At 71.0% G+C, this 25,162-nt stretch carries 26 protein-coding genes and 1 tRNA gene; 10 read left to right on the top strand and 17 right to left on the bottom strand.

The window, feature by feature from the left end; translation table 11 throughout:
* The first annotated feature begins 181 nt into the window (after window positions 1-181).
* Window positions 182-1,279: a redox-regulated ATPase YchF gene (ychF, locus tag ACTB72_RS01625; protein ID WP_463035232.1), complete on the top strand. Its 1,098-nt coding sequence runs from the start codon at window positions 182-184 to the stop codon at window positions 1,277-1,279.
* A 128-nt stretch (window positions 1,280-1,407) separates the two neighbouring features.
* Window positions 1,408-1,620, top strand: coding sequence for a hypothetical protein (locus ACTB72_RS01630; protein ID WP_463035233.1), 213 nt, complete (start codon window positions 1,408-1,410; stop codon window positions 1,618-1,620).
* A 469-nt stretch (window positions 1,621-2,089) separates the two neighbouring features.
* Here ACTB72_RS01630 and ACTB72_RS01635 read toward each other — a convergent pair.
* A tRNA-Leu gene (locus ACTB72_RS01635) sits at window positions 2,090-2,175 on the bottom strand.
* A 135-nt stretch (window positions 2,176-2,310) separates the two neighbouring features.
* Between ACTB72_RS01635 and ACTB72_RS01640 the strand changes: the two genes are divergently transcribed.
* Window positions 2,311-2,892, top strand: a complete 582-nt coding sequence (locus ACTB72_RS01640; protein WP_463035234.1) for a YqaA family protein — start codon at window positions 2,311-2,313, stop codon at window positions 2,890-2,892.
* Window positions 2,889-3,401 (top strand): disulfide bond formation protein B, encoded by a 513-nt coding sequence (locus ACTB72_RS01645; RefSeq protein ID WP_463035235.1) that lies wholly within the window; start codon window positions 2,889-2,891, stop codon window positions 3,399-3,401. The genes ACTB72_RS01640 and ACTB72_RS01645 overlap by 4 nt, the downstream gene beginning before the upstream one ends.
* A gap of 13 nt (window positions 3,402-3,414) precedes the next feature.
* On the opposite strand, the gene ACTB72_RS01650 is transcribed toward ACTB72_RS01645, so the two are convergent.
* The 3 genes from ACTB72_RS01650 to ACTB72_RS01660 all read right to left on the bottom strand — a co-directional run bounded on the left by ACTB72_RS01650 (window position 3,415) and on the right by ACTB72_RS01660 (window position 5,519).
* Window positions 3,415-3,999: an HNH endonuclease gene (locus ACTB72_RS01650; protein WP_463035236.1), complete on the bottom strand. Its 585-nt coding sequence runs from the start codon at window positions 3,997-3,999 to the stop codon at window positions 3,415-3,417.
* A gap of 237 nt (window positions 4,000-4,236) precedes the next feature.
* Window positions 4,237-4,893, bottom strand: coding sequence for an alpha/beta hydrolase (locus tag ACTB72_RS01655; RefSeq protein WP_463035237.1), 657 nt, complete (start codon window positions 4,891-4,893; stop codon window positions 4,237-4,239).
* Complete coding sequence (locus tag ACTB72_RS01660) at window positions 4,890-5,519, bottom strand: DNA-3-methyladenine glycosylase family protein (protein ID WP_463035238.1); 630 nt, start codon at window positions 5,517-5,519, stop codon at window positions 4,890-4,892. The genes ACTB72_RS01655 and ACTB72_RS01660 overlap by 4 nt, the downstream gene beginning before the upstream one ends.
* A gap of 186 nt (window positions 5,520-5,705) precedes the next feature.
* Between ACTB72_RS01660 and gluQRS the strand changes: the two genes are divergently transcribed.
* On the top strand, window positions 5,706-6,611 hold the full coding sequence (gene gluQRS, locus ACTB72_RS01665) for a tRNA glutamyl-Q(34) synthetase GluQRS (protein WP_463035239.1): 906 nt from the start codon (window positions 5,706-5,708) through the stop codon (window positions 6,609-6,611).
* Here the strand turns inward: gluQRS and ACTB72_RS01670 are convergent.
* Together ACTB72_RS01670 and hisI are read right to left on the bottom strand one after the other, a co-directional pair.
* Window positions 6,556-7,725 (bottom strand): AbrB family transcriptional regulator, encoded by a 1,170-nt coding sequence (locus ACTB72_RS01670; RefSeq protein WP_463035240.1) that lies wholly within the window; start codon window positions 7,723-7,725, stop codon window positions 6,556-6,558. The two genes, gluQRS and ACTB72_RS01670, sit on opposite strands and share 56 nt — an antisense overlap.
* Window positions 7,722-8,084 (bottom strand): phosphoribosyl-AMP cyclohydrolase, encoded by a 363-nt coding sequence (hisI, locus tag ACTB72_RS01675; protein ID WP_463035272.1) that lies wholly within the window; start codon window positions 8,082-8,084, stop codon window positions 7,722-7,724. The genes ACTB72_RS01670 and hisI overlap by 4 nt, the downstream gene beginning before the upstream one ends.
* A gap of 140 nt (window positions 8,085-8,224) precedes the next feature.
* On the opposite strand from hisI, the gene ACTB72_RS01680 reads away from it, so the two are divergent.
* The gene (locus tag ACTB72_RS01680; protein ID WP_463035241.1) at window positions 8,225-8,665 is read left to right on the top strand and encodes an iron-sulfur cluster assembly scaffold protein; all 441 of its coding nucleotides are present in this window, start codon (window positions 8,225-8,227) and stop codon (window positions 8,663-8,665) included.
* Between the two features lie 187 nt (window positions 8,666-8,852).
* Here the strand turns inward: ACTB72_RS01680 and ACTB72_RS01685 are convergent, their stop codons facing one another.
* Both ACTB72_RS01685 and recG read right to left on the bottom strand, forming a co-directional pair.
* Window positions 8,853-8,984 (bottom strand): hypothetical protein, encoded by a 132-nt coding sequence (locus ACTB72_RS01685; protein ID WP_463035242.1) that lies wholly within the window; start codon window positions 8,982-8,984, stop codon window positions 8,853-8,855.
* Window positions 8,985-9,265: 281 nt separating this feature from the next.
* Entirely contained in the window at window positions 9,266-11,359 is a 2,094-nt protein-coding gene (gene recG, locus ACTB72_RS01690) for an ATP-dependent DNA helicase RecG (protein WP_463035243.1), read from the bottom strand.
* Between the two features lie 118 nt (window positions 11,360-11,477).
* Between recG and ACTB72_RS01695 the strand changes: the two genes are divergently transcribed.
* Window positions 11,478-12,287 carry a metallophosphoesterase gene (locus tag ACTB72_RS01695; RefSeq protein WP_463035244.1) on the top strand — a complete coding sequence of 270 codons (810 nt, stop codon included), beginning with the start codon at window positions 11,478-11,480 and terminating at the stop codon, window positions 12,285-12,287.
* Between the two features lie 36 nt (window positions 12,288-12,323).
* Here the strand turns inward: ACTB72_RS01695 and ACTB72_RS01700 are convergent, their stop codons facing one another.
* The 4 genes from ACTB72_RS01700 to trhA all read right to left on the bottom strand — a co-directional run bounded on the left by ACTB72_RS01700 (window position 12,324) and on the right by trhA (window position 15,447).
* The gene (locus tag ACTB72_RS01700) at window positions 12,324-12,962 is read right to left on the bottom strand and encodes a VPLPA-CTERM sorting domain-containing protein (protein ID WP_463035245.1); all 639 of its coding nucleotides are present in this window, start codon (window positions 12,960-12,962) and stop codon (window positions 12,324-12,326) included.
* A gap of 244 nt (window positions 12,963-13,206) precedes the next feature.
* Window positions 13,207-14,046: an IS5 family transposase gene (locus ACTB72_RS01705; RefSeq protein ID WP_463035246.1), complete on the bottom strand. Its 840-nt coding sequence runs from the start codon at window positions 14,044-14,046 to the stop codon at window positions 13,207-13,209.
* A gap of 77 nt (window positions 14,047-14,123) precedes the next feature.
* Window positions 14,124-14,624, bottom strand: a complete 501-nt coding sequence (locus ACTB72_RS01710; protein ID WP_463035247.1) for a CreA family protein — start codon at window positions 14,622-14,624, stop codon at window positions 14,124-14,126.
* Between the two features lie 88 nt (window positions 14,625-14,712).
* A complete protein-coding gene (trhA, locus tag ACTB72_RS01715) occupies window positions 14,713-15,447 on the bottom strand; it encodes a PAQR family membrane homeostasis protein TrhA (protein WP_463035248.1) in 735 nt (244 codons plus the stop codon).
* A gap of 115 nt (window positions 15,448-15,562) precedes the next feature.
* Here trhA and ACTB72_RS01720 point away from each other — a divergent pair, with 115 nt between their 5' ends.
* Together ACTB72_RS01720 and ACTB72_RS01725 are read left to right on the top strand one after the other, a co-directional pair.
* The gene (locus tag ACTB72_RS01720; protein ID WP_463035249.1) at window positions 15,563-16,453 is read left to right on the top strand and encodes an SPFH domain-containing protein; all 891 of its coding nucleotides are present in this window, start codon (window positions 15,563-15,565) and stop codon (window positions 16,451-16,453) included.
* A 5-nt stretch (window positions 16,454-16,458) separates the two neighbouring features.
* Window positions 16,459-16,770, top strand: coding sequence for a hypothetical protein (locus ACTB72_RS01725; protein ID WP_463035250.1), 312 nt, complete (start codon window positions 16,459-16,461; stop codon window positions 16,768-16,770).
* Between the two features lie 85 nt (window positions 16,771-16,855).
* Here the strand turns inward: ACTB72_RS01725 and rpoD are convergent, their stop codons facing one another.
* From rpoD to ACTB72_RS01740, 3 genes are all read right to left on the bottom strand, one after another.
* Window positions 16,856-18,862 carry an RNA polymerase sigma factor RpoD gene (rpoD, locus tag ACTB72_RS01730; RefSeq protein WP_463035251.1) on the bottom strand — a complete coding sequence of 669 codons (2,007 nt, stop codon included), beginning with the start codon at window positions 18,860-18,862 and terminating at the stop codon, window positions 16,856-16,858.
* Window positions 18,863-18,981: 119 nt separating this feature from the next.
* Window positions 18,982-21,195 (bottom strand): DNA primase, encoded by a 2,214-nt coding sequence (gene dnaG, locus ACTB72_RS01735; RefSeq protein WP_463035252.1) that lies wholly within the window; start codon window positions 21,193-21,195, stop codon window positions 18,982-18,984.
* Between the two features lie 138 nt (window positions 21,196-21,333).
* Complete coding sequence (locus ACTB72_RS01740; protein ID WP_463035253.1) at window positions 21,334-21,612, bottom strand: DUF3572 domain-containing protein; 279 nt, start codon at window positions 21,610-21,612, stop codon at window positions 21,334-21,336.
* Window positions 21,613-21,861: 249 nt separating this feature from the next.
* On the opposite strand from ACTB72_RS01740, the gene ACTB72_RS01745 reads away from it, so the two are divergent.
* Window positions 21,862-23,472: a diguanylate cyclase gene (locus ACTB72_RS01745; RefSeq protein WP_463035254.1), complete on the top strand. Its 1,611-nt coding sequence runs from the start codon at window positions 21,862-21,864 to the stop codon at window positions 23,470-23,472.
* 608 nt (window positions 23,473-24,080) lie between these two features.
* Here the strand turns inward: ACTB72_RS01745 and ACTB72_RS01750 are convergent.
* Both ACTB72_RS01750 and ACTB72_RS01755 read right to left on the bottom strand, forming a co-directional pair.
* The gene (locus ACTB72_RS01750) at window positions 24,081-24,626 is read right to left on the bottom strand and encodes a periplasmic heavy metal sensor (protein WP_463035255.1); all 546 of its coding nucleotides are present in this window, start codon (window positions 24,624-24,626) and stop codon (window positions 24,081-24,083) included.
* Window positions 24,623-25,117, bottom strand: a complete 495-nt coding sequence (locus tag ACTB72_RS01755; protein WP_463035256.1) for a hypothetical protein — start codon at window positions 25,115-25,117, stop codon at window positions 24,623-24,625. Before ACTB72_RS01755 ends, ACTB72_RS01750 begins: the two co-directional genes overlap by 4 nt.
* Between the last annotated feature and the right edge of the window lie 45 nt (window positions 25,118-25,162).

A 25,162-nucleotide genomic window follows, 5' to 3' on the forward strand; every position in this document is an offset into this window, starting at 1 on the left:
GTCGCCGGGGGCGGCCCGCGCGGCCCCCGGCGCTCCATCTCCGGCGATTTTCCTTGGCATACGCGCGGCGCACGTCCGGCGCACGGATGTCACCCCCCCATTTTCCGGCCCCGGCTTCGCCTTGACGCAGACGCCCCCCCGTGCAATCGGGGCGCCGCTGGTTGCAACGGAAGGGCGGATCATGGGTTTCAAATGCGGTATCGTCGGCATGCCGAACGTGGGCAAGTCGACGCTGTTCAACGCGCTGACCCGGACCGCCGCGGCCCAGGCCGCCAACTTCCCCTTCTGCACCATCGAGCCGAACGTGGGCGAGGTCGCGGTCCCCGACGCGCGCCTCAACGCCTTGGCCGAAATCGCGAAATCGAAAGAGATCATCCCCACGAGGCTGACCTTCGTCGACATCGCCGGCCTGGTGAAGGGCGCCTCGAAGGGCGAGGGGCTCGGCAACCAGTTCCTCGCCAACATCCGCGAGACCGACGCCGTCGCCCATGTGCTGCGCTGTTTCGAGGACGATGACGTCACCCATGTCGAGGGCCGCGTCGATCCGCTCTCCGACGCCGAGATCATCGAAACCGAGCTGATGCTGGCCGATCTCGAGTCCATCGAGCGTCGCCTGACCAACCTCTCCCGCAAGCTCCGCTCCGGCGACCGCGAGGCCATCGCCCAGGACCGCCTCCTGCGCGCCGCCAAGGAGGCGCTCGACGACGGCCGCCCCGCCCGCACGCTCGACATCGACGCCGAGGACGCGAAGGTCTGGGAGGGGCTGCAGCTCCTGACCTCCAAGCCGGTGCTATATGTCTGCAATGTCGAGGAATCCTCGGCCGCCACAGGCAACGCCCTGTCCGCGCGGGTGGCCGAGCTCGCCAAGGCGCAGGGCGCGCTTTCGGTGGTGATCTCGGCCGCGATCGAGGAGGAGATCGCCCAGCTCACCGACGAGGAGCGGGCCGAGTTCCTCGACGATCTGGGGCTGGAGGAGCCGGGCCTCGACCGACTGATTCGCGCCGGCTACGAGCTGCTCGGCCTGCGCACCTATTTCACCGTCGGCCCGAAGGAGGCCCGCGCCTGGACCATCCCCGCAGGCGCCCTCGCGCCGCAGGCCGCCGGGGTCATTCATGGTGATTTCGAGCGAGGCTTCATCCGGGCCGAGACCATCGCCTTCGACGACTTCATCGCCTGCAAGGGCGAGGCCGGCGCCAAGGAAGCCGGGAAAATGCGCGTCGAGGGAAAGACTTACCGCGTCGCGGACGGCGACGTGCTGCATTTCCTGTTCAACGCCTGACGCCGGCGACGCGCGCCCGGCTGCGGTGGCGGTCCGCCTGCATTAACAGGCCTTAAACCTCTGGAGACGATCCTGACTGCGGGTGAAGAGCAGGGGATCGGAACATGAGGACATCGAGCGTGGGACCCATGGCGATAGGTCTGGCGACGGGCGTGGGAGGCGCCGCGGCCGCAACGGCGTTCGGGGCGTCGGTGCTGGCCGCCTTCCTGGCCTACAGTCTGTGCGGGGCTCTGGGCGTCATGGTCTCGGGGCTGGCGCATGCCCGGATGGCGCAGGGCGCCCGCACGTCCGAGCCGCAGGACTCCGTCGCGACACGCGACCTGGCGCGCAGCCTGGGCTGAGCCTCGGCGCGGCCATGCCGCCCCTCCATGCGACCTGTCTGTTCCCGCATGTCTTCGGCCGGGTCTCAAGCCATCCGGGGACGTCGCCTTGATTCGCCGCCATCCACCGCCGCAGAAATGAACCCTACTCAGCGTCATCAACAGCTTGAACGCGATGGCCTCACCAGATCGGAGGATTTGCGGCGGCCACCGTTAACTTTAAATTAAGGATTGTGAGTAGCGTACCAACCATCGCCCCGAGGGGATGGTCTTGCCGGACCCCAGTCATCCGGCGAATTGCGTGGCGTTTTTCGACCCAACCTCTCGGAGCCCCAGCGGACCCAACCCATCCGCCGGGAAAGACATCACCCCCACCAAGACCCCAGACGGGCTCTGCGAAAGCAGGGCCCGTCACGTATCAGGCCATCAGGTTCCGACCCGTCGCGATCAGGACGGGCCTCAGGACAATCGCGGGGAGAGGAGGGCGCCGTGGTAGCCGCTGCCGGACTCGAACCGGCATGAGCGAAGCCCGAGGCATTTTGAGTGCCTTGTGTCTACCAATTCCACCAAGCGGCCACAGCCCGCCCGCTATATCCAATCCTCCGCGCGGTGGGAAGCGCCCGCACGCGCCTGAGAGCCCCCCTGCGGCGCAAACGCCCCGTCCTCCGGCGCGCGTGGACAGCGCCCCGCCGCGCGGCTAACCCTTCGAGCATGTTGCGCAAGCTCTACAACTGGGTCCTGCTCCAGGCCGAGGCCCCTTACGCCCTCTGGATGCTGGCCGCGGTCAGTTTCGTGGAAAGCTCCGTCTTTCCGATTCCCCCCGACGTGCTGATGATCCCGATGATCCTCGCCGCCCCGCACCGGGCCTGGCGGATCGCGGGCGTGTGCACCGTCGCCTCGGTCGCGGGCGGCGCGCTGGGCTACTACATCGGCTTCGGCCTGTTCGAGAGCTTCGGCCGTCCGGTGCTGGAGTTCTACGGCAAGGCCGAGGCCTTCGCCGAGATCAGGGACGCCTATAACGGCCAGGGCCTCTGGGCGGTGCTGATCGCCGGGGTCACGCCCTTCCCCTACAAGGTCATCACGATCTTCTCAGGGGTCACTCAGTTGAACTTCGCCGCGTTCATGGCGATGTCCCTCGTCGCCCGCGGCCTGCGGTTCTTCGTCATCGCCGCGCTGCTTCACCGCTACGGGGACGCGGCGCGCGACTTCATCGACCGCCGCCTGGGCCTGGTCGCGACCGTGTCGGTCGCGCTGCTCATCGGAGGTTTTGTGATCGTGAGATACGCCCTGTGACCGCTCCGGCCCGTTCCGCCGCCGCGCCCACCGACGAGACCCCGGTGCCCACCCTGCTCGCGGGGCTCGCCGCCGCGGGGTCGGCCGGGATGCTGGCGGGGGCCTTCGCCTTCCAGCATATCGGCGGCCTGCCGCCCTGCGAGATGTGCCTGTGGCAGCGCTGGCCGCATGCGCTGGGCATCGCGCTCGGCCTCCTGATGCTGATCCCGTTCCTGCGCGAGGCCCGGGCGCTGCGCGCCATCGGCGCCGTCGCCATGCTGGTCGGGGCCGGCATCGCCTTGATGCATACCGGCGTCGAGCGCGGCTGGTGGGAAGGCGTGACCGAATGCAGCGGCGGCCCGGGCGGGAACCTCAGCGCCGATCAGCTGCTGTCCGCGATCCGCGCGGCGCCCTTGGTGCGCTGCGACGACGTCGCCTGGTCGATGATGGGCCTGTCGATGGCGAGCTGGAACGGCATCGCCTCGCTGGGTCTGGCCCTGATCTGGATCGCCTCGCTGCGCCGCGCCTGACCGGCGCGGGCGCTCAGGGCTGCAGCTCCGCATCCCAGTAGAGATAGTCCATCCAGCTGTCATGCAGATGGTTGGGCGGGAACTTCCGACCGACATTCTGAAGAATGGCTGCGGTCGGCCGCCCCGGCGCCTTTTCCAGCCGCATCCCCGCCTGGCGCAGCGACCGCGAGCCCTTGCGCAGGTTGCACGGCCCGCAGGCGGCGACCACATTCTCCCAGGTCGTGCGCCCGCCGGCGGCGCGCGGCACCACATGATCGAAGGTCAGATCGCCCTTGGCCCCGCAATACTGGCAGTGGAATTCGTCGCGCAGGAACAGGTTGAAGCGGGTGAACGCCGCCAGCCGCGCCGGCTTCACGTATTCGCGCAGCACCACCACCGAGGGCAGCCGGATCTCGAGGCTGGGCGAGCGGGCGACCTCTTCATATTCGGCGACGATGGCGACGCGGTCGAGAAACGCCGCCTTCACCGCCTCCTGCCAGGGCCAGAGCGACAGCGGGAAGTAGCTCAGCGGCCGGAAGTCGGCGTTGAGCACCAACGCCGGGTGATCTTTCAGACGCGCCGGACTTCGCACGAACTGGGTGGTATACGGATCGTTCATCGATCAACAGCTCCCCCGTCCCGGCGATGACCCTGGCCCGAACGGGACGACCCGTCCCGGTTGGAGGCCCCGGTTGGATATATCGACTATATCTGGCGAATGACGCCGCGCAACATTCAAGATGAAGGGACACGACGTCGTCACCCCGCGCTGTCTAGCAGCGCGGGGTGACGATTTGACGACCAGAAAGCGTCAGGGGACAATCGGGAGGAGTCTCGGAGGAGCGGCGGCGACCGCTCAGTCCAGGCTGGACTTGAGCAGCCGCAGCGCCGCGATCAGCCCGTCGGGAGAGATCGAATGCGGCACGCCCGGGCAGGCGAGCGTCGCGGCCTCGATCCCCGCGGCGGCGAGCCCGGCGCGGGCCTCCTCCATCGAGGCGAACGGCACCACCGGGTCGGCCGTGCCATGAGCGAGCAGCACCGGCGGGCGGGATCTGATCTCGGCCGACAGACGCTCCGGCGCCAGCAGACGGCCCGAAAACCCGACCACGCAGGCGAGCTGCCTTTCGCGGCGCGGGGCCACATGCAGCGACATCATCGTGCCCTGCGAAAAGCCCACCAGCGCGATCCTGTCGGCCGGCACGCCCTCGGCCTCGATCCCGTCGAGATAGGCGTTGATCATGTCGATGGAGGCCGCCATGGACGCGTCGCGCTGCGCCTCGGTGCAGCCGTCCATCTGCGGGATCGGGAACCACTGGTAGCCCATCGGGTTCATCGAGGAGCGCTCGGGCGCGTTGGGGGCGCGGAACTCGACGTCGGGCAGGTGATCCTCCAGCGGATCGGCCAGCCCGATCAGGTCGGCCCCGTCGGCGCCGTAGCCGTGCATCAGCACCACCACCGCCTTGCGGTTTCCCGATTTGGCCTTCTTGATCGGTCCGGTCAGCTGTTCAGTCAAGTCACGCCCTCCCTGTCCTTGGCCACCCGGTAATAAGCCCACAGAACCCGCGCCGCCACCCCGCGCCAGGGCGACCAGGCCCTGGCCATCTCGGCGAAGGGCTTGGGCGTGGGGCGGGCGGGAAGGTCGAAGAGGATCCGCGCGGATTCCTGCAGCGCGAGGTCGGCGGGGGCGAAGACGTCGGCCCGGCCGAGCGAGAACATCAGATAGATTTCCGCCGTCCAGCGCCCGATGCCGGGAAGGGCCACCAGGGTCTCGATGGCGTCTTCGTCGGGAAGCAGGCGAAGCGCGGGATAATCCAGCGCCGCCTCTGCCAGCGCCCGCACATAGCGCAGCTTGGGGCGGGAAAGCCCGCAGGCCCGCAGCGCCTCGTCATCGAGCGCAGCCACCCCTTCGGGCGTCGCCGCGCCCGCCGCCTCCAGCCTCCGCCAGATCCCGGCGGCGGCGGCGACGGAAATCTGCTGGGAAACGATGGCGCTGAGCACCGCCGTGAACCCGTCGGCGCGCCGGCGCAGCGGTGGCGGGCCGGTCAGCGCCAGCGCATGGGCGAAGCGCGGCTCGTGGGCCGCCAGCCAGGCGGCGCCCTCGGCGATGCAGGCGTCGGTTTCGATGATGCGTCCAACCATGGCGGGCACCAGAGCCCGGGCGGCTCGGTGCGTCAAGCGCCGCCCGCCCCGGGGAGCGGGAGCCGCGCGCCGACCCGGGCGCCCACGGCGCCGAACCTCCCGCGCGGCAGAGCGCCGGAGCGCGCATGGCGCCGTCTCCCCGCCCCGGCCTTGACCCCGCCCCCCCAAAACGCTTCGCTCCGCCCCATGGCTCCCCACGTCGAACGCTTCGCGCCCTCGCCCAACGGCCACCTGCATCTGGGCCACGCCTGCTCGGCGCTGCTCGCCCATGACGCGGCCCGCGCCGCCGGCGGCCGCTTCCTGCTGCGCATCGAGGACATCGACCGCACCCGCGCTCGCCCGGCATTCGAGGCGGCGATCTTCGAGGACCTCGCCTGGCTGGGTCTGACCTGGGAGACGCCGGTCCTGCGCCAGTCCGACCGCGCCCCGGCCTACGCCGCCTCGCTCGAAGCGCTCCAGGCCCGAGGCCTGCTCTACCCCTGCGCCTGCACCCGCAAGGACATCGCCGCCGCCCTCGACGCCCCGCAGGAGACCTCGCCCGGCCTCGCCCCCGGCCCCGAGGGCCCCGACGGCGCCCCCTATCCCGGAACCTGCCGCCACAGTCCCCCGCCCGCGGACGCCCCCCACGCGCTGCGCCTAGACATGGCGGCCGCCATCGCCGCCCTCGGCGGCCCCGACGCGATCCGCGCCCTGCATTTCAACGAACGGGACGAGGGGCCGGACGGCGAGACCGGCCCCCAGGCCCTCGCCCCCGACTGGCTCGCGACCCGCTGCGGCGACGTCGTGCTGGCCCGCAAGGACATCGCCACGTCCTATCACCTCTCGGTCGTCATCGACGACGCGCACCAGGGCGTCACCCATGTCACCCGCGGCCGCGACCTGTTCTCCGCCGCCCCCCTGCAACGCCTGCTGCAGGCCCTGCTCGGCCTGCCCACCCCGGCCTATCGCCATCACCGGCTGATCCGCGACGCCTCCGGCCGCAGGCTCGCCAAGCGCGACCGCGACGCGGGCCTGCGCGAGATGCGGGCGGCCGGCGTCACTCCGGCGGAGATCCGGGCCCGCCTGGGCCTTCCCCCATCAGCCGCCGGATAGCCCCGGCCGCCAGCGGCAAGGTCAGCAGCACCGCGAAGATCCGCGCGAGGTGATGGGTGGCGACGAAGGCCGGATCCGCGTCGATGGCGATGGCGATCAGGCTCATTTCGGCGACGCCCCCCGGCGCGTAGGCCAGCAGCGCCGCGAAGAGATCGACCCCCAGCGCGGCATGGGCGGCGAAGGCGAAGACGAAGCTCAACGCCATCAGCACCACCGTCCCCAGCAGCGTCCACAACGCGGTCTGCGCGAAGAAGCGCATCGGCACGCCATGGAAGCGCGTCCCGATCGAGGCCCCCGCCACCATCAGCGCCACCTCGATGGTCCAGGCCGGCATGCCCCCCTCGATCACGCCCGGAAAGCGCAGCGCCGCCGAGGCGATCAGCGGCCCCAGCAGATAGGGTACCGGCCAGCCCATCCGCCGCAGCAGCAGGACCAGCGGCAAGGCCAGCGCCGCCAGCAGCGCGAAATCGGCCGCCGCGATCAGCCCGCCCGCATTGCTGGGCGTCCCCTCGGGCGGCGGCAGGCCGAGCCAACCAAACGCGATCAGCGGCGCCGCCATCACCACCAAGGCCACCCGCAGCGCGTGATAAAGCGCCACGCGACGCTCATCGGTCCCCATCTCCTCGGCGAAAAGCGCGATGGCGGTCAGCCCGCCGGGCAGCGAGATCAGCAGCGCCGTCCCCCCGTCCATCCCCGAAAACCGCCGGAACATCCGGAAGCACACATAGCCCCCCACCGGCACGTAGAGCACCGCGCCGAGCAGCGTCAGCGGCCAGCGCGCCAGATCGTCGGCGGAGGCGAAGGAAAAGCTCTCCCCCAGAAACAGCCCGATCACCGTCAGGAAAGCCATGCGGAACCAGACCGGCACGTCGATGGGCGCGCCGGCGAAGCTCGCCACCATGCAGGCGAAGATGGCCCCCAGCATCCAGGCCAGCGGCACGCCGGCCAGATCCGCCGCATAGCCCCCCGCAGCCCCCACGCAGAGCCCCGCCGCCAGCCGCCCGAGATTGCGGCGGGTCAGCCGGGCGGCCCAGATCTGGCGCAGCGTCGCGGGCTCTCCGCCCCGAAGCGCCGGAGCGGCGGCGGTCGTGTCCGACCCCTCCGCGCCGCTCACGCCTCCATGGGGGACAGGATCTCGACCTCCGCCCCGTCGCGCACCGCGGTGTAGTAACAGCTGCGCCGGTTGGTGTGGCAGGCGGGCCCCTCCTGCGTCACCTGCAACAGCAGGCAGTCGCGGTCGCAATCCACCCGCAGCTCCACCAGCCGCTGGCGATGGCCCGAGGTCTCGCCCTTGCGCCACAGCTCGGCGCGCGAGCGGGACCAGTAGGTGACCTGGCCCGTCTCCAGCGTCTCGCGGAGGCTCGCCTCGTTCATCCAGGCCATCATCAGCACGGTCCCGTCGGCCGCGTCCTGGGCGATGGCCGGGATCAGCCCGCGGTCGTCATAGCGCAGCGCGGCGGGGTCGAACTGGATGGGATCGGTCGCGATATCGGTCACGGGGGGGAGACCTCTCCGAAAGCTGTGACGGTCCCCGCCTTTTACACGCGCCCCGGCAGGGCTATCTAGAGGATGCGGGCGCGCAGCCCCCCACACGCCCGAGCCGGAGAGCGACGATGACCGACACCGCCGAACAGGACCTGATCGGGCTCTACTCCAAACGCATCCTGGCGCTGGCCGCCGACATTCCCCATCTGGGGCGGCTGGACGGGGTGCATGCGTCGGCCCGGGTCCGCTCGCCGGTCTGCGGGTCGACGGTCACCGTGGACTTGCGGGTCGCGGACGGGCGCATCGCCGATTTCGCGCAGGACGTGAAAGCCTGCGCGCTCGGTCAGGCCTCCGCCGCCGTGCTGGGCGCCCAGGCCATCGGGCTCGACCGCGAGACGCTGGCCCGCGGCCGCGACGAGCTGCGCGCCATGCTGAAATCCGCCGGCCCGGTCCCCTCCGCCCCATTCGAGGGCTACGAGGCGCTGATCCCCGCGCGCGATTACAAGCATCGCCACGCCTCGATCCTGCTGGCCTTCGACGCCGCATTGCAGGCCTTCGACGCGGCCTGAGCCGCCTGGCTCCGGGTTAAAAAAAAGCCGCCGCGACCCTTTTCGGGTGCGGCGGCAGTCGTGCGGTTTGGCGGATCGGCCTCCAGCCGACAGGCAGCGGGCAGGAGGCGCCGGACGAGGGGACCGGCATTGGGCAAGGGGATCCGCGCGCGACCGCAGGCGAACTCAATTCGAAGGGCGCGCGCCGTCAGGCGAGGCCGGTGGCGGCGAAGCCGAGCCCGATCAGGAAGATGATCGCGGCGAGCCCCAGCGCGTCTTCCAGCGCCTGCTCCGGGGCCTGTTCCATGGCGGAGGCGGCGAGACGGGCGATGGTTTTCATGGCGAGGCTCCTGTCGGCGAGGCGCTCGGATCAGCGCGGTTCAGGGGATGTTCTCGTTTTCGTTGCCATTATGTTCTCCTGATTCCCGAGTCGGGTCAAGAACGATAACGGAACATTAAGAGATCAAAGCCGAACATTAACCCTTGACGCCTCGGCAGCGATTCGCCGCCGACCGAGATCCCGGCCGCGCGCGCCGCTCGATCGGGGCGGCGAAAAGGACTGGGGGCGGGCGGATGGGGATCCCCGGTCGAGCGGGGCGCGCGCGGCGCCCCACCTGAAACTCAGCCGACTTTCAGAAGCCGCAGCGCCTCGTCGGCTTCCATCAGCCACAGCAGCACCCGCGCGGCCTCGCCTCTCGGGCCTTCAAGGCCCGGCTCCCGCGCCAACAGGAGCCGCGCATCGTCCTGGGCGACCTTCATCAGGTCGCCATGCAGCTCCATGTCCGCCACCCGGAAATCCGGCAACCCGGACTGGCGGGTTCCCAGAACGTCCCCCGCCCCGCGCAACCGCAGATCCTCCTCGGCGATCCGGAACCCGTCCTCGGTCTCGCGCAGGATCGATAGCCGCGCTTGCGCCGTCTCGCCCAAAGGCGGGTCATACATCAGCAGACAGGTCGAAGCGCCCTCGCCGCGCCCGACCCGCCCCCGCAACTGGTGCAGCTGCGCCAACCCGAACCGGTCGGCATGCTCCACCACCATGATCGTGGCGTTGGGCACGTTCACGCCGACCTCGATCACCGTGGTCGCCACCAGCAACCGGGCGCGGCCCTCCGCGAAGTCGGACATGGCCGCATCCTTGTCCGCGGCCCCCATCCGCCCATGCACCAGCGCCACGCCGTCGCCAAGCGCCGCGCGCAGCACGCGGGCCCGCTCCTCGGCCGCGGTCAGGTCGAGCGTCTCGCTCTCCTCCACCAGCGGGCAGACCCAATAGGCCTGCGCGCCCTCGTCCAGCGCCTTGCGCAGCCGGGCCAGCACCTCCTCGTAGCGCCCCGAGGACACCAGCGCCGTCGCCACCGGCTTGCGGCCCGGGGGCTTCTCGTCGATCACGCTCACATCCATGTCGCCATAGGCGGCGAGCGACAGGCTGCGCGGGATCGGCGTCGCGGTCATCACCAGCACATCCGGCCGCAGGCCCTTGGCCGAGAGGTCGAGCCGCTGGCGCACGCCGAAACGGTGCTGCTCGTCGATCACCGCGAGCCGCAGATCCTGGAACGCCACATCGGTCGAGATCAGCGCATGGGTGCCCAGCGCCACCTGCGCCCGCCCCTCGGCCAGCGCCGCCAGCTTTTCGGCGCGCGCCGCGCCCCGATCCCGCCCGGTCAGCAGCACCGGGGTCACGCCGGCGGCTTCAAGCAACGGCGTCAGGCTTTCCAGATGCTGGCGGGCGAGGATCTCGGTCGGGGCCATCAGCGCCCCCTGCCCGCCCGCCTCCACCGCCGTCAGCAGCGCGCCGAGCGCCACCAGGGTCTTGCCCGAGCCGACATCGCCCTGCAGCAGCCGGTTCATCCGCAGGCCGGACGCCATGTCCGCCGAGATCTCCTTCAGCGTCCGAACCTGCGCCCCGGTCGGCGAATAGGGCAAGGAGGCCAGCACCTTCCCCCAAAGCCGCCCGTCCCCCACCGTCGGCCGCCCGCGGTCGCGCCGCTGGCGTTCCCGTGCGATGGCGAGGGTCACCTGGTGGGCGAACAGCTCGTCATAGGCGATCCGCTCGCGCGCCGGCGCTCGGGGCGACACCGCCGCCTGCGTGGCGGGCCGGTGCAAAAGGTCCAACGCCCCGCGCCAGCCGGGCCAGTTGCGCGCCGCCATCAGGCCGGGGTCGATCCATTCCGCCAGCTCCGGCGCCTTCTCCAGCGCCGCAGCGGCGGCGCGGGCCAGCACGCGCTGACCGAGACCCTCGGTGGTCGGGTAGACCGGCTCGAAATCGGGAAGCTCGGCGGCCTCCTCCTCCGACAGGACATGCTCGGGATGGGGCATCTGGCGCACGCCTTCCCAGGTCTCGACCTTGCCGGAGACCACGCGCACCTCGCCGACCGGCAACAGCCGCTCCAGCCAGTCGGATTTGGCGCGGAAGAACACCAGGAAGAAGCCGGCGCCCGCATCCTCCACCACCACCCGGCAGGGCCCGCCGCGGCGCCGCGAGGGGCGATGCTCGCCGATGGTCACGCGCACCGTGGCCACCTCCCCATCCGGCACGCCGGTCAGGTCGGCGCGCAGGCGGCGGTCGGTCAGGCGCGAGGGCGGGTGCAGCAGCAGGTCGCGCACCCGGACCAGCCCCAGCTTCGCCATCAGCGCGGCGGTCTTCGGGCCGACCCCGTCCAGCGAGGTGACCTCGGCGAAGAGGGGGAAAAGAATCTCGGGGCGTCCGCGGGTGCTCATGGCGCGCAACATGCGATGCGCGCGCGCGCGGCGAAAGCCGGGATCGCCGCGGCAAGGCGGCCTCGCCCCCGCGCCCCGCCCGCGCTAACCATGGGCGGACCCGTCCGAAGGAGCCCCCATGCGCATCGCCCAGATCACCGACAGCCACATCACCGCCCCCGGAATCCTGTGGAAGGACCGCGTCGACATGGCAGCGGCCCTCGCCCGCGCCGTCGCCCGCCTGAACGAGATCGGCCCCGACCTAGTGGTCCATACCGGCGACATCGTCGATGGCGGGGGCGTGGCGCAATACGGGCTCGCAGCCGAGATCCTGTCGGACCTGCGCGCCCCGATCCGCCTGCTGCCCGGCAACCACGACGTCCGCGCCCGGATGCGCGCGGCCTTCAAGGGCCTGCCCGGAGGCGACTGGCTCAATTTCGAGGAGGCGGCGGAGGGTCTGCGCCTGGTCGGCCTCGACACGGTGGACGAGGGGCGCACCGCGGGCGTTTTCGATGCGCCGCGGGCGGCGTGGCTGGCGGGGGCGCTGAAACCCGGCGCGCCGACGCTGATGTTCGCCCATCACCCGCCCTGCCCGATGGGCCTGCCGTTCATGGACATTTTCGAATTCACGGGCTCGGAGCTGTTCGCGCGGACCCTCGCCGCCGCCCCGCCGCTGCGCATCGCCACCGGCCATGTCCACGCGGCGGCCGAGCGGCATTTCGCCGGGACCCTCGTCGCCGCCTGCCCGGCGGTCGGCGTGCAGATCCCGCCCGCCCGCCCCGCAGGCGCGCCTCCCGGCTTCGCGCTGGAACCGGCCATGATCCGGCTGCACGACTGGGACCCGACGCTCGGCCTGACGGTGAAGACCGTGCCCGTCGACGCCTTTCCCGGCCCCTATCCGTTCGAGACCGACCCGAACGCCGACTTTTCGGCGACGCCCCACGCCTGACAGGCGCGGGGCGCGCGCGCGTTCCGGTCGGCGGGCTCAGGCCCGACGGCGACGCGCGATCAGGCCCAGCCCGGCGAGGCCGGCGCCCAGCAGCGGCAGCGCCGCGGGCAGCGGCACGTCGGATGCGGCCGGAATGTCGTTCTGGCGCGCGCCGAAGCTGTAGGCGGTCTCCCCGGCGATGCCCGTCGCGGTCAGCTCAAGGGTGCGGTCATCGGTGAACGCCACCGTCATCGTCGCATTGGCGATGTCGACGCCGTTGTTGAAGAAGATCGTCCGGTAATCCAGCGTGTCGCTCGAACTGCCGTCGGGATCGATCTCCGCGCGCCACGTGGCGAATTCGCCCGCATCGAAATCGGTGAAGGTCAGCGTGAACGAGTCCGTGCCGACCAGATCATTGGCCGTGCCGCCGAACGTCAGCGTCGAGACGCCGCCGGCCGGCGCCACGCGATTGGTGATCCGGTCGAAGCGATAGGCCGGGTTGCCGATGGTGAAGTTGATCGACCTGATCCCGACGCCTGCGGCGGAGACGTTGTCCAGCCGGAACGTCGGGTAATCGCCGGTCGCCGTCGTAGTAATGATGTACAGATCGAAGCCGAGGGACAGCGCCGCCGCCGGCGTCGCGGCGACGCATGTGAAAATCAGCGCCGCCCCACTGGCAAGGACGCCCTTCGACATTGTTGACCGTGTGCTCACGTAAGAACCCCAGAAGAATTAGAGTGGAGGATGGCCGGCGGGCCCCATGTTTTCCGCGCGACGCCGTGTGCGATGTACAAGGTAATCCGCAGGAACGTGAGAGGCCAACTTGACCAGGTCGTTCACTTTTGCCCCCCGATTGAGGCGAACTCTGCAACAATTGAATTTATAAATCTCCATCTGCAACAATTCGTCCCCCGGGCCCGCCGCAGTATCAGAGCCCGACTCATAATTCGACGGGTCCTGCGTGGAAGCGCGCCAAGCGCCTGATCATAATGCGAATATGGGCGATCAGGAGCCACGCCTCGGCACTGGCGATGGAGGCTTCCCAGTCCTTCGCCAAGCGGCGGCATCGCCCGAACCAAGCAAATGTCCGCTCGACAACCCACCGGCGTGGCAGAACCTTGAAGCCGCGTGCGGCGTCGGAGCGTTTGATGATCTCAATGTGCCAGTCGCCCTTCAGGGCGCCGCGCAGCTTCGGCCCGGCATAGCCGCCGTCGGCGAAGACGTGGCGCAGCCAGGGCCAGCTTTTGCGGATCGAACGCAGGACCATCGGGGCGCCGTCGCGGTCCTGCACATGGGCCGGATGCACCACGGCGCCGACCATCAAGCCGAGCGTGTCGGTCACGATATGCCGCTTGCGGCCTTTGATCCGTTTCCCGGCGTCAAAGCCCCGCGGGCCGCCGCTTTCGGTGGTTTTCACGCTCTGGCTGTCGATGACGCCCGCTGAAGGGCTGGCTTCGCGCCCTTCCAGCTCTCGCGCGGCCATGACCATAAGATGGTTGATCGCGCGTAGCAGACCGCCGTTCCGCCAGTCGTAGAAGTAGCGCTGCACAGTCGTGAAGGGCGGGAAGTCCCGCGGCAGCAGGCTCCACTGGCAGCCGGTTGCGGCGATATACTGGATCGCGTTCACGACGTCGCGAAGGTCCGTCGAGCGCGGGCGGCCCAACCGGCGCGGATCGGGCAAAAGCGGCGCGATCAGGCCCCATTCGCGGTCCGTCAGGTCGCTTGAATAACGGCGGCCTCGCCGGGCATGATCCCGGCGAGCGGTCTCAGTCCAGGCCATCGGCGGCTCCATCCGGTCTCGCAAACGGACGGAATCACAACCTGCTGGGATCGCTCAACTCTTTTCGGGTTGGGCTCTCAGCCCTCATAGGCCGGCGCAGCGGGCGCGGGCGCGGCTCCCCAGGGACCCACCGCGACGGCGGAGATCGCGTTCTTGGGCGAGCCGTCGACCACCTTGTCCGAATAGGTCAGGTAGATCAGAGAATTCCGCCTGGCGTCCCAGAACCGCACCACCTGCAGGGTCTTGAACAGGATCGAGGTGCGCTGGCGGAACACTTCCTCCCCCGCCTTCAGCTCTTCCTTGAAGGCGATCGGGCCGGTCTGGCGGCAGGCGATGGAGGCGTCGGACGTGTCCTCGGCAAGCCCGAGGCTGCCCGAGATCCCGCCCTTGACCGCCCGGGACACGAAGCAGGACACCCCCTCGACCTTGGGATCGTCGAAGGCCTCGACCACGATCTTGTGATTGGAGCCGAGCAGCTTGAACGCGGTGTCGACCTCACCGACCTCCTCGGCCAGGGCGGGCGCCGCGAAGGCGGGCAGGACGGCGAGCAGGGCGAGAACGGGGGCGAGACGGCGCATGGGATCTCCGGCGTGAAGCGTGCGGGATTGCGCCCCTGAAGGTCGGGCGTCGCGGCGGATTTTCAAGGCGCGGGCCGGCGCGGCGCGCTCAGCCGGCGACGGCGCGCAGTCCGATCTCGGCGATGATGGCGCTGTAGAACACGAAGGTCGCGACCAGCACGAAGCCGTGCCAGATGGCGTTGTGAAATCGCAGGCTCTTGGCCAGGAAGAACCCGACGCCGGCCGTGTAGATGATGCCCCCCACCACCACCAGCCCGATGGAGACCGGGCTCAGCGGCTGCCCCCCCTCGCCGGGCCACATCAGCGCCAGCCCCGCCCAGCCGAGCCCGAGATAGAGCGGCAGCGACAGGCGCCGCATCCGCGCCGGCCAGAACAGCTTGCCCAGCACCGCGCCGAGCGCCGTGACCCAGACCGAGCCGATCACCCAGCCCATCCCCGCGCCCCCGACCAGCATGGCGAAGGGGGTCTGGGTGGCGGCGATCTTGACGTAGATGGCGGCGTGGTCGAGCCGTCGCAGCACCTCGCGCCAACGCTCGGTCGGGATCAGGTGATAGGCTGCCGAACAGCCGAGCATGGCGAACATGCCCACCGTGTAGATCGAGACGCCGGCCACCACCGGCGCCCTGCCGTCGAACACCACCGCCAGCAGGATCAGCACCGGCGCCGCCATCAGCGCCAGCGCGATGCCGGTGAAATGCACCGCGGCGTCGGCGATGCGCTCGCCCCGCGTGTAGTCGAAGGCGACCGCGGTCGGCGTCGCGTCCCGGGATGCAAGCGTTTCGGTCATGTTCTGCAAGATGGCGCCGCGTCGCGCGAAATCCAAGCGCCCCGCGCCGCGACGAACCCGCCCGACCGGCGCGTCATCGCCCCGGCTCGGTTGCCCGGCGCCGCGCCCGGGGCCATATAGGAACTCCTTTCTGCGGATCCGGAGACGCCCCTTGGAACAATTCGACGCTCTCGCCCTGTTCTCCCGCGGCGACGTCGTGCTCGGGATCGTGGTCGCGTTCATCGTGATCACCATCGTTCTCGGCGTCCGGATCGTGCCGCAGTCCGAGCAATACGTGGTCACCCGGCTCGGCAAATATCACCGCACGCTCGCCGCCGGCGTGAACCTCGTGGTCCCCTATCTCGACCGGGTGCATTCCAAGGTCTCCATCGCCGATCAGGTGGTGTCGGACGTGCGGCTCGACGTGGTCAGTCGGGACAACGTGGTGTTCTCCATCGAGCTGCTCTGCGTGTTCCGCATCGTGAAGGCGGAATACGCCGTATTCCGCGTCGACAACGTCAACGAGCTGGTGCTCGGCCTGATCAAGTCGCTGGTCCGCGCCGAGCTGGGCAAGGTCGAGCTCGATGCGGTGCAGCAGGAGCGCGAGAGCCTCAACATGGCGATCCGCGACGCGCTGGAGGAGGCGGCCGACGATTACGGCATCAACATCTCCCGCGCCGAGATCACCGATGTGGAACTGAAGCCCGCGACCGAGCGCGCCATGGGCGAAGTGCTGGAGGCCGAGCGTCAGCGCCGCGCCGCCATCATGCGGGCCGAGGGCGAGAAGCGCGCGGTCGAGCTGCGCGCCGACGCCGCCCTCTACGAGCGGCAGATGGAGGCGCAGGCCCTGCTGGTCACCGCCCAGGCCACCGCCGATTCGAACCGGGTGATCCGCGAGGGCATGGCCGACGGCGGCGCCGAGGCCGCCAAGTTCCAGATCGCCGAGCGTCAGATCGAGGCGTTCGCGAAGCTCGCCGCCTCGCCGAACTCCAAGATCATCGTGCTGCCCGGCGACGCCACCGATGGTTTCACCCGCGCCGCCACCATCCTCTCGAAGGACTGAGCCCCGTGCTGATCGACTGGCTGCGCGACCCCTGGGTCTGGGTGGGTCTGGGCCTGGCGCTGCTGCTGGCGGAGCTGGCGGCGCCCGGCTACGTGATGCTCAGCTTCGGGCTGGGCGCGTTCCTGGTGGCGCTGGGGCTGCCGGTCGCGGGCTGGCTGGGCGTGTCGCTCGCGACGGTCCCGATCCTGCCGCTGCTGCTGGCCTGGGCGCTGGCCTCGGCGGTCGCGGCCGGGCTGGTCTGGAAGTTCTGGCGCGCCCGCTCCCGCGGGACTGCGGACCGGGACGAGGACGTGAACGATTTCAAGAACCGGCTCTGACGCCGGCTTCGCCCGGTCATCGCACGAAAAAGGGGCGGTCGCCGCAGCGACCGCCCCTTTTTCCAGGCCCTGACCGGGCGCCCGATCAGCTGTCGAGGAAGCTGCGCAGGCGGCGCGACCGGCTCGGGTGCTTGAGCTTGCGCAGCGCCTTCGCCTCGATCTGGCGGATGCGCTCGCGGGTGACCGAGAACTGCTGGCCGACCTCTTCCAGCGTGTGATCGGTGTTCATGCCGATGCCGAAGCGCATCCGCAGAACCCGCTCCTCGCGCGGGGTGAGGCTCGCCAGAACCCGCGTGGTGGTGTCCTTCAGGTTCGACTGAATGGCGCTGTCCAGCGGCAGGATGGCGTTCTTGTCCTCGATGAAATCGCCAAGCTGGCTGTCCTCCTCGTCGCCGATCGGCGTTTCGAGAGAGATCGGCTCCTTGGCGATCTTCATCACCTTGCGCACCTTCTCCAGCGGCATCTGGAGCTTGGCGGCCAGTTCCTCCGGCGTCGGCTCGCGGCCGATCTCGTGCAGCATCTGGCGCCCGGTGCGGACCAGCTTGTTGATCGTCTCGATCATGTGGACCGGGATACGGATGGTCCGCGCCTGGTCGGCGATGGACCGGGTGATGGCCTGCCGGATCCACCAGGTCGCGTAGGTGGAGAACTTGTAGCCGCGCCGGTACTCGAACTTGTCCACGGCCTTCATCAGGCCGATGTTGCCTTCCTGGATCAGGTCGAGGAACTGCAACCCGCGGTTCGTGTACTTCTTGGCGATGGAGATCACCAGGCGGAGGTTGGCTTCCACCATCTCCTTCTTGGCCTGGCGGGCCTCCTTCTCGCCCTTCTGCACGGTCTGCACGATCCGGCGGAACTCGGGGATGTCGACGCCGACATGGTGGCCGAGCTGGCCGATCTCGTTGCGGGTCTCGTCGATCTTGTCGCGATAGCGCTCGATGAAGTTCGCCCAGCCCTTGCCCTTCAGCTTGGCCACGCGGTCCATCCACATCGGGTCGAGCTCGCTGTCCCGATACTCCTCGATGAACTGGCGACGGTCGACGCGCGCGGCGTCGGCCATCTTCACCAGCTGGCCTTCCAGCGTCATCAGGCGGCGGTTGATGCCGTAAAGCTGGTCGACCAGCGCCTCGATGCGGTTGTTGTGGAAGTGCAGCTCGTTGACCAGGATCACGATCTCGGTGCGCAGGCGCTGATAGTCGAGCTCCGCATGGGCCGAGAACTGCTTGGTCTCCGACAGGGCCGCCCCGATGCGGCTGATCTGCATTTCGCGCAGCTTCACGTAGTCGTCGGCGATGCGGTCGAGCTTGGCGAGCACGTCCGGCTTCAGCGCCGCCTCCATCGCGGCGAGCGAAAGATTGGCGTGCTCCTCCTCGTCGTCGTCGCCATCGGCGTCGCCGCGGTTCGGGATCTCGGCCTCGTCGTCGTCGGGGACGGCGGCGGGATCGGCGCGCTGGGCCACGGCTTCGGGCCCGGCCTGCACGGCGGCGGCGACGCCTTCGCCTTCCGCGGCCGCGACGACCTCCTCCTCCTCCTCGTCCATGGTGGCGCCGAAGGTGGTCTCGAGGTCGATGACGTCGCGGAGCATGATCCGCTCTTCGACCAGCTCATCGCGCCAGATGGTGATGGCCTGGAAGGTCAGCGGGCTTTCGCACAGGCCCGAGATCATCGTGCTGCGGCCAGCCTCGATGCGCTTGGCGATGGCGATTTCGCCTTCGCGCGACAGAAGCTCGACCGAGCCCATCTCGCGCAGATACATGCGCACCGGATCGTCGGTGCGGTCCAGACTTTCGGACGCGGTCGTCGCGACGGCGACTTCCTTCGAGTCGCTTTCCTTGGAGTCGTCGGCCTCGGCCTCCTCCTCCTCGACGACATTGACGCCCATTTCGGAGAGCAGGGACATCACGTCCTCGATCTGCTCGGAGCCGACCTGTTCGGAGGGAAGGACGCGGTTCAGCTCCTCATAGGTGATGAAACCTTTCGCCTTCGCCGACGCGATCATCTTCTTGACCGCGGCCTGGCTCATGTCGAGCATCGGGCCTGCGCCCTCGGTCTGCTCTTCTTCCTTGGAGTCGTCGATGTCCTTGGCCGCCATGCTGCTCCTCCGGATACGCCGCCCATCCATGCCGCGCGAATCGCTTGGCACGCTTCGGGCGCGGTCCTGACCTGCAATGATATAGGCGATTCGGCTACCGAATCGCCATGCCCCTGCCATCAATTTCGTCTGCGCGGGGCCTTCTTCCACGGTTCGGATGCGTGAAAGTCGCTCAGCCAGGCCGAGCGCTCCGCATCTCCTTCGTCCGGGGCCGCGTCCCGGCCATGCCTCGCCGCCTCTTCGCGCTGGAGCGACACATAAGCGAGTCGGTGGGCGATTTCACCTGCCGTGTCCGCGGAAATATCTTCGAGGGCCGCGCGGCCCTCGCCCGCAAGCGCCAGAAACCCGGCATGGCGGTCCAGCGCTTCGGCGAGCGCGGCCTCCGCCGCTTCGGGCGCGGCGCCGGGGCCGAGCGCCCTTGTCAGCGCCACGCCGCCGCAGATCAGGCCGGGGCGCGGGTCGACGCCCAGCGCCGCCGTCACCTGCGCCAGCATGGTCTCGGCCGGATCCTGGGCCTCCAGCGCGTCGGGCAGCGCGTCGAGCAGGGCGGCGCGCAAGTCGTTGAGGTCGCGATGGGCGAACCCGATTTCGTGCAAGGCCGATTCGTGGCGTTCGGCGGCGGCGGGGTGGTGCAGCGCGCCCCACAGGATGGCGCATTCGCGGATGCGCGCCTCGCCATGCGCGGCGCCGGCGCCGAGCGGACTGGCCCGGGTTTCCGCCGCCGGCCCTTCCGCGAAGCCGCCCATCAGGTTCCAGCGCCCGCCGCCCTGGCCGAATTTCCGCCCGCCCTTTCCGCCCTTGCCCCCGAAGCCGCCCTGGGACCGGAAGCCGCGACCGTCCTGACCGCCGCGGTTCTGGCCGCCGCCATTCTGGAAGCCCCCATTCTGAAAGCCCCCGTCCGGAGCGTAGCCCTGACCGCCGAAATCCCGATCATAGCCGCCATCGTCGGGACCGCGCCCATAATCCCGGTCCCGGTCCATGTCGATCTCGAGATCCCGCCCGAAATCCCTGTCGAAATCGCCGCCGCCCTGCCCGTTCGCGACGCGGCCGGGATGGAACAACGCCTCGCGCCGCTCGCGGAACGCCTCGCCGTAATGGCGGCGCAGGCCGGCGTCGGGGATCCGGCGCAGCATCTCGCGCAGATCGGCGTCGAGGCCCGCCCGACGCTCGGGACTGTCGAGCACCCGGCCCTCGGTCGCCGTGCGCCACAGCATCTCGACCAGCGGCAGGGCGGCGCTCAGCACCGCTTCCATCGCCTCGGGCCCGCTTTCGCGGATCAGGTCGTCGGGGTCGCGGCCTTCGGGCAGCAGGGCGAAGCGCAGGGATTTGCCGGGGCCGATCCTGGGCAGGGCCAGGTCCGCCAGCCGGCGCGCGGCGCGCAGGCCGGCCGCATCGCCGTCGAGCGCCACCACCGGCTCGTCCGCCATCCGCCAGGCAAGCTCCAGCTGGCTCTCGGTCACCGCGGTGCCGAGCGGGGCCGCGGCCTCGGCGAAGCCGGCGCGCACCAGGGCGATGACGTCCATGTAGCCCTCGGCCAGGATCAGCCGCCCGGCCTTGCCCGCCGCCTCCCGCGCCGGCCCGTGATTATAAAGGCTGCGTCCCTTGTCGAAGAGCTCGCTCTCCGGCCCGTTGAGGTATTTGGCCCGCGCCTCCTTGCTCAGCGCCCGCCCGCCGAACGAGATGCAGCGCCCCTGCGCGTCGCGGATCGGGAACATGATCCGCCCGCGGAACCGGTCATAGGGTTTGCCGCCGTCGTCGGGCCGGATCAGCATGCCGGCGCGCACCAGGTCGTCTTCTTGGATGCCCCTGGAGGCCATCGCCTCCGCCAGCCCGCGCCGCGCATCGGGCGCGAAGCCCAGCTCGAAGCGGTCAAGCGCGGCGGCGTCGATCCCCCGGCCCTTCAGATAGCGCTGCGCCTCCGCCGCCTGCCCGCCGCGCAGCATCATGCGGTAATGGCGCACGCAGGCCTCCATCGCCTCGGCCAGCCCCTTGCGGGCCTCGGCCCTGGCGGCGGCGGCGGGGTCGCGGGCGGGCATCGGCATGCCGGCTTCGGCGGCGAGCACCTCGACCGCCTCCATGAAGCCCATGCCTTCGGCCTCGCGCAGGAAGCTGATGGCGTCGCCCTTCGCCTGGCAGCCGAAGCAATAATAGAAACCGTCGCGATCCTTGACGTGGAAGGACGCGGTCTTCTCCTGGTGGAAGGGGCACGGGGCCCAGTAGTCGCCCTTGCCGGCATTGGTCTTGCCACGTTCCCACGTGACCTTCCGGCCGACCACGGCGGCCAGGCTCACGCGCGTGCGCAGCTCTTCGAGGAAACCCGGGGGAAGCGACATGCCCCAGTATCCCGCGGCGGCCGCGAGTCTTCAAGCGCCGCCCTGCGCCGCCCGGGTCGCAGGAGGCATGAGACGGGCGGCTGGGGCGGGCGATCCGACCGCGTCAGCGGGCGGGAGCCCCGTCCCCCGCCGCGCGCCTCAGGTCCAGAACGGAACGTCGCCGCCCGGCAGCGCCTGCCGCGCCCGCATCGGCGCGTCGTAGGGCAGGCCCGCCCCGTCGCAGAAATCGATCAGCAGCGCCTCGTCGGCCAGCAGGAAATCCAGCACGAAGCCCAGGAATTCCGGCTCCGCCGCCCGTTCGCGCAGCTCGCCTGCGTCGGTTCCCGACGCGGCGAGGAACGTCCCCAGCGCGTCGGGATCCTCCGCCAGCCGCCCCAGCGCCCTGATCCCGATCCGCTCCGCCGCGTCCTGCGTCATGCCCGCGCCCGCCATCGCCGTCCCTTTCCGTTCCAATCGCCCGTCGATCCCTCCGCCTTTCCCCGCGATCCCGCAACGGCGCATCGCATGACGTGACGGCGAAATTGACGAAGATGACGATATGCCGGCGCAGGCGTAACAACTCGTTAACGGTTCTTGCCGACATACTCGGGAGCGGCGGAGGACAGGCGCACGCGACGCGCCCGACCGTCCGCAGGACCTTGAACGGGTGGAGCGGCGGACCGGACCATGAGCGGCAGGATTCTCATCGCCGGAGGCGCGGCCACGCGGTTCCACAATCTGGCGGAGCGCTTGCGCGACGCCTATCTCGACGTCTCCGACGCGCCGGACGGGCGCGCGGCCCTCGCCATGGCGCGGACGCAGGAGCCTGACCTGGTGATCGCCGATTCGCGCAGCCCCGGCCTCTCGGGCCTGCATTTGTGCCGCGCGATCAAGGCCGACTTCGCGCTCGCCCATCTGCCGGTGGTGATCCTCGCCGACCGCGACGCAAGGGTCGAACGCCTGGCGGGGCTGGAGGCGGGGGCCGACGACTTCCTCTCGCTGCCCGTCGACGACCTCGCCCTGCTCGCCCGATTGCGCAACCTGATGCGGATGAAGGCGATGGTCGACGAGCTGCGCCTGCGCGAGGAGACGGCCCGCGCCCTCGGCCTGCCCGCCGCCCCCCGCCCCGCGCCTGAGTCGCCGGGCCCGCCCGCCCCCGGCCTGCTGCTCGCGGTGCTGCCCGATCCTGTCGCGGCCCGGCGCCGCGCCGCCCAGCTCGGGGCCGCGCTGGGGATCGAGTGCCGGCCCGTCACCGGCGACCGCGCCGCCATCGCAGCGGTCGAGGCCTCGCCCCCCGACCTGGTGCTGATCGAACCTGGAGAGGGCCCCGAGGCGCTGGAGGCGTCGCTGCGGCTGGTCTCGGCCCTGCGCGCGCGGCCGGCGACCCGCGGGTCGGGGATGGTGCTGGTGCTGCCGCCCTCGGCCGCCGGCTCGGCCCCGCTGGCGCTCGACCTCGGGGTGGACGACTGCGTGACCTCGCCGCCCGACCTGCCCGAGCTCGCCGCCCGCCTGCGCACGCTGCTGCGTCGAAAGCGCTTCTCCGACCGGCTGCGCGACGCGGTGCGCGACGGACTGCTGCTGGCCGCGACCGACCCGCTGACCGGCCTCTTCAACCGCCGCTACGCCGAAACCCATCTGGCCCGGATGCTGGAGCAATGCGCGAAGGCGGGCGAGCCGCTGGCGGTGATGATGCTCGACCTCGACCGCTTCAAGCGGATCAACGACGACCGCGGCCATGCGGCGGGCGACGCGGTGCTGCGCGGCTTCGCCGAGCGGCTGAAGGCGGAGGTGCGGGGCGCCGATCTGGTGGCGCGGCTGGGGGGGGAGGAGTTCTGCGTGGCGATGCCCGGCGCGGACGAAGGCGAGGCCCGCCGCGCCGCCGAGCGGGTGCGCGCCGCGGTGGCCCGCGACCCGTTCCCGGCGCCCGAGGGGGGGCCGATCCCGGTCACCGTCTCCATCGGCGTGGCGGTGATGCCGCCCGCACGCACGCCCCCGACCGAGCTGAATGCGGTCGCGATGCCGGCGTTCGATCAGACGCCCCCGACGCCGCCGGCCCCCGCGATTCACGCGCCGATGGGCATGGCCGAGCCCGCCGCCGCCTTCCTTCGCCCCCGCCCGGCCTGCGGCGGCGCGCCCGCCCCCGATCCGGTCCCCGACCCTGTCCATGCCCCGGCCCTCGCCGCCGCCCGGGCGCCGGCGGCGCCCGACGGCGCGGCGCTGCTGGCCCGTGCCGATCACGCGCTCTACGCCTCCAAGGCCGAAGGCCGGGACCGGGTGTCGCTGGTGCGATTGAGCTGAGCCGCCCTTCGCCGTCGGGTCCAAAGCGCCGCGTCGACCGTGCGCAGGCTGCGCCGTCAGGCCCACGGCGCATCGCGCCGGCGGCGCTTGCGGCCCCGGGGCGGGCCTCCCGCGGCGCGTCCCGGAGCGGAGGGCTCCGCGATTCGCTCGAAAACCGACGCCGGTTCCGCATATGGGCTCCTTCGCCGCGGCAGGCGAAGGGCCGCCCCGCGCGGTCCGACCCCGGACCTCCCGAGAGGACTTATCCCTGGCCGTCTCTCCGGCGCCGGCGGCGGCGCGGATCGGGCGCTAGACGGCGGCGGAGTCCGCGGAAGCCGCTGCTGCGGCGAGCACAAACGTCGCCGAACCTGGCGGGCGGGCTCCGCGGACGGCGGCGCCGGCAGGGCACGCATCGCTGGAGCAGGTCGAAGGGCAAGCGCCGCCGGTCGGGCCCATGTCGCGACCAACCGAAAGATCGCGAGGGGCCCGGGCGCATCGGCCTGCACGGAAAGACCCGGCGCCGGCGTCGCTCGACCAGGCCTCGCGGTAGCATTCGCGGCCTGACGCCCCCGCAAAAAGCCCCTTGAAAACCATTGGCGCCGAGGCCCCTCGCCGCGAAGGCGCGCGGCTCAGTCCTCGCCGCGCGGCCCGCGGTCCTTGTCGTGACCCCAACGCCCGGGCCCCCGGTCCTCGCGCAACGCCGCCGCGATCTCCGCGCGGCTCTGATCCGTCAGCCGCCCCGCCACGTCCACGAAGATCAGGTCGGCGAGCCCGCCGCTGGCTCGCTCGGCGTCGCGGGCGGCGACCAGCGCGGCGGCGAGCGCGTCCGGCTCGAATGGCCGCGCCTGCAACGCCACGGCGATGTCCCGCCGGGCGGCGACCAGGGCGCCGGCCATCCGCTGCATCTCGTCATGGCGCCCCCGGACCGCCTCGCGCGCCGCGCGGCGGTCGTCCGAGGGCAGTTCGCGGAACGCCCGCCACAGGGTGACGCGGTCGAACCCCGCCGGCAGCGACGCCCGGGGCGGGCCGCCATGGCGCAGGAACGCCCCCGCGGCGGCGCCGATCAGCAGCAGGTTCACGCAGACCGAGGCCGCCAGCGCCCAGCGCACCCAGCGCCGCCGGGGACGGGGCACGGCGGCGGCGTCGGGCGCGGTCAGGTCGGGTTCTTCGGTCATCGGGTCTCCTCCAGCGCCGACAGGTCGGGCAGCGCCGGCAGGTCGGGATCGGGCAGGAAATCGGCCTGCAGGAAGGCGGTCTCGTAGCTGTAGCCGGTGGTGAGCAGCGCGATGCTATCGGCCAGCGGCGAGTCGCCGGAATAACCGAGCGCCACGCCCATCGCGGCCGAGGCCGCGAAGGCCGCCGGCGCCCCGATCCGGGTCAGCAGGCCGGGACGGCGGCGCGCGGCCCCGGCGAGGCGCGGATCGCGCGCCGGACGGGACGCGGCGACGGTCCGCGCAGGGGCCGGAGCGACCGCCGCCGCCTCCATGCGGGCGAGGAGCCCGGGATCGAGCGGGGGCGTCGCGGTCCCGAGCTCCGCCAGCGCGGCGTCGAGCGCCGCCGCCGCCGCCTCGGCGCGGTCCGCGCCGGTCTCGCCCGCTTCGGCCAGCGCGTCGGCGAGCGCCGCCAGTTCCGCCTCCGTCATCCGCGCTTTCGCCGTCCGGGTCATCGCAGTCTCCTCGGGCGGGGTCGCGCCCGCCAAATCCATCGCGGC

It is taken from the genome of Albimonas sp., assembly GCF_055129145.1.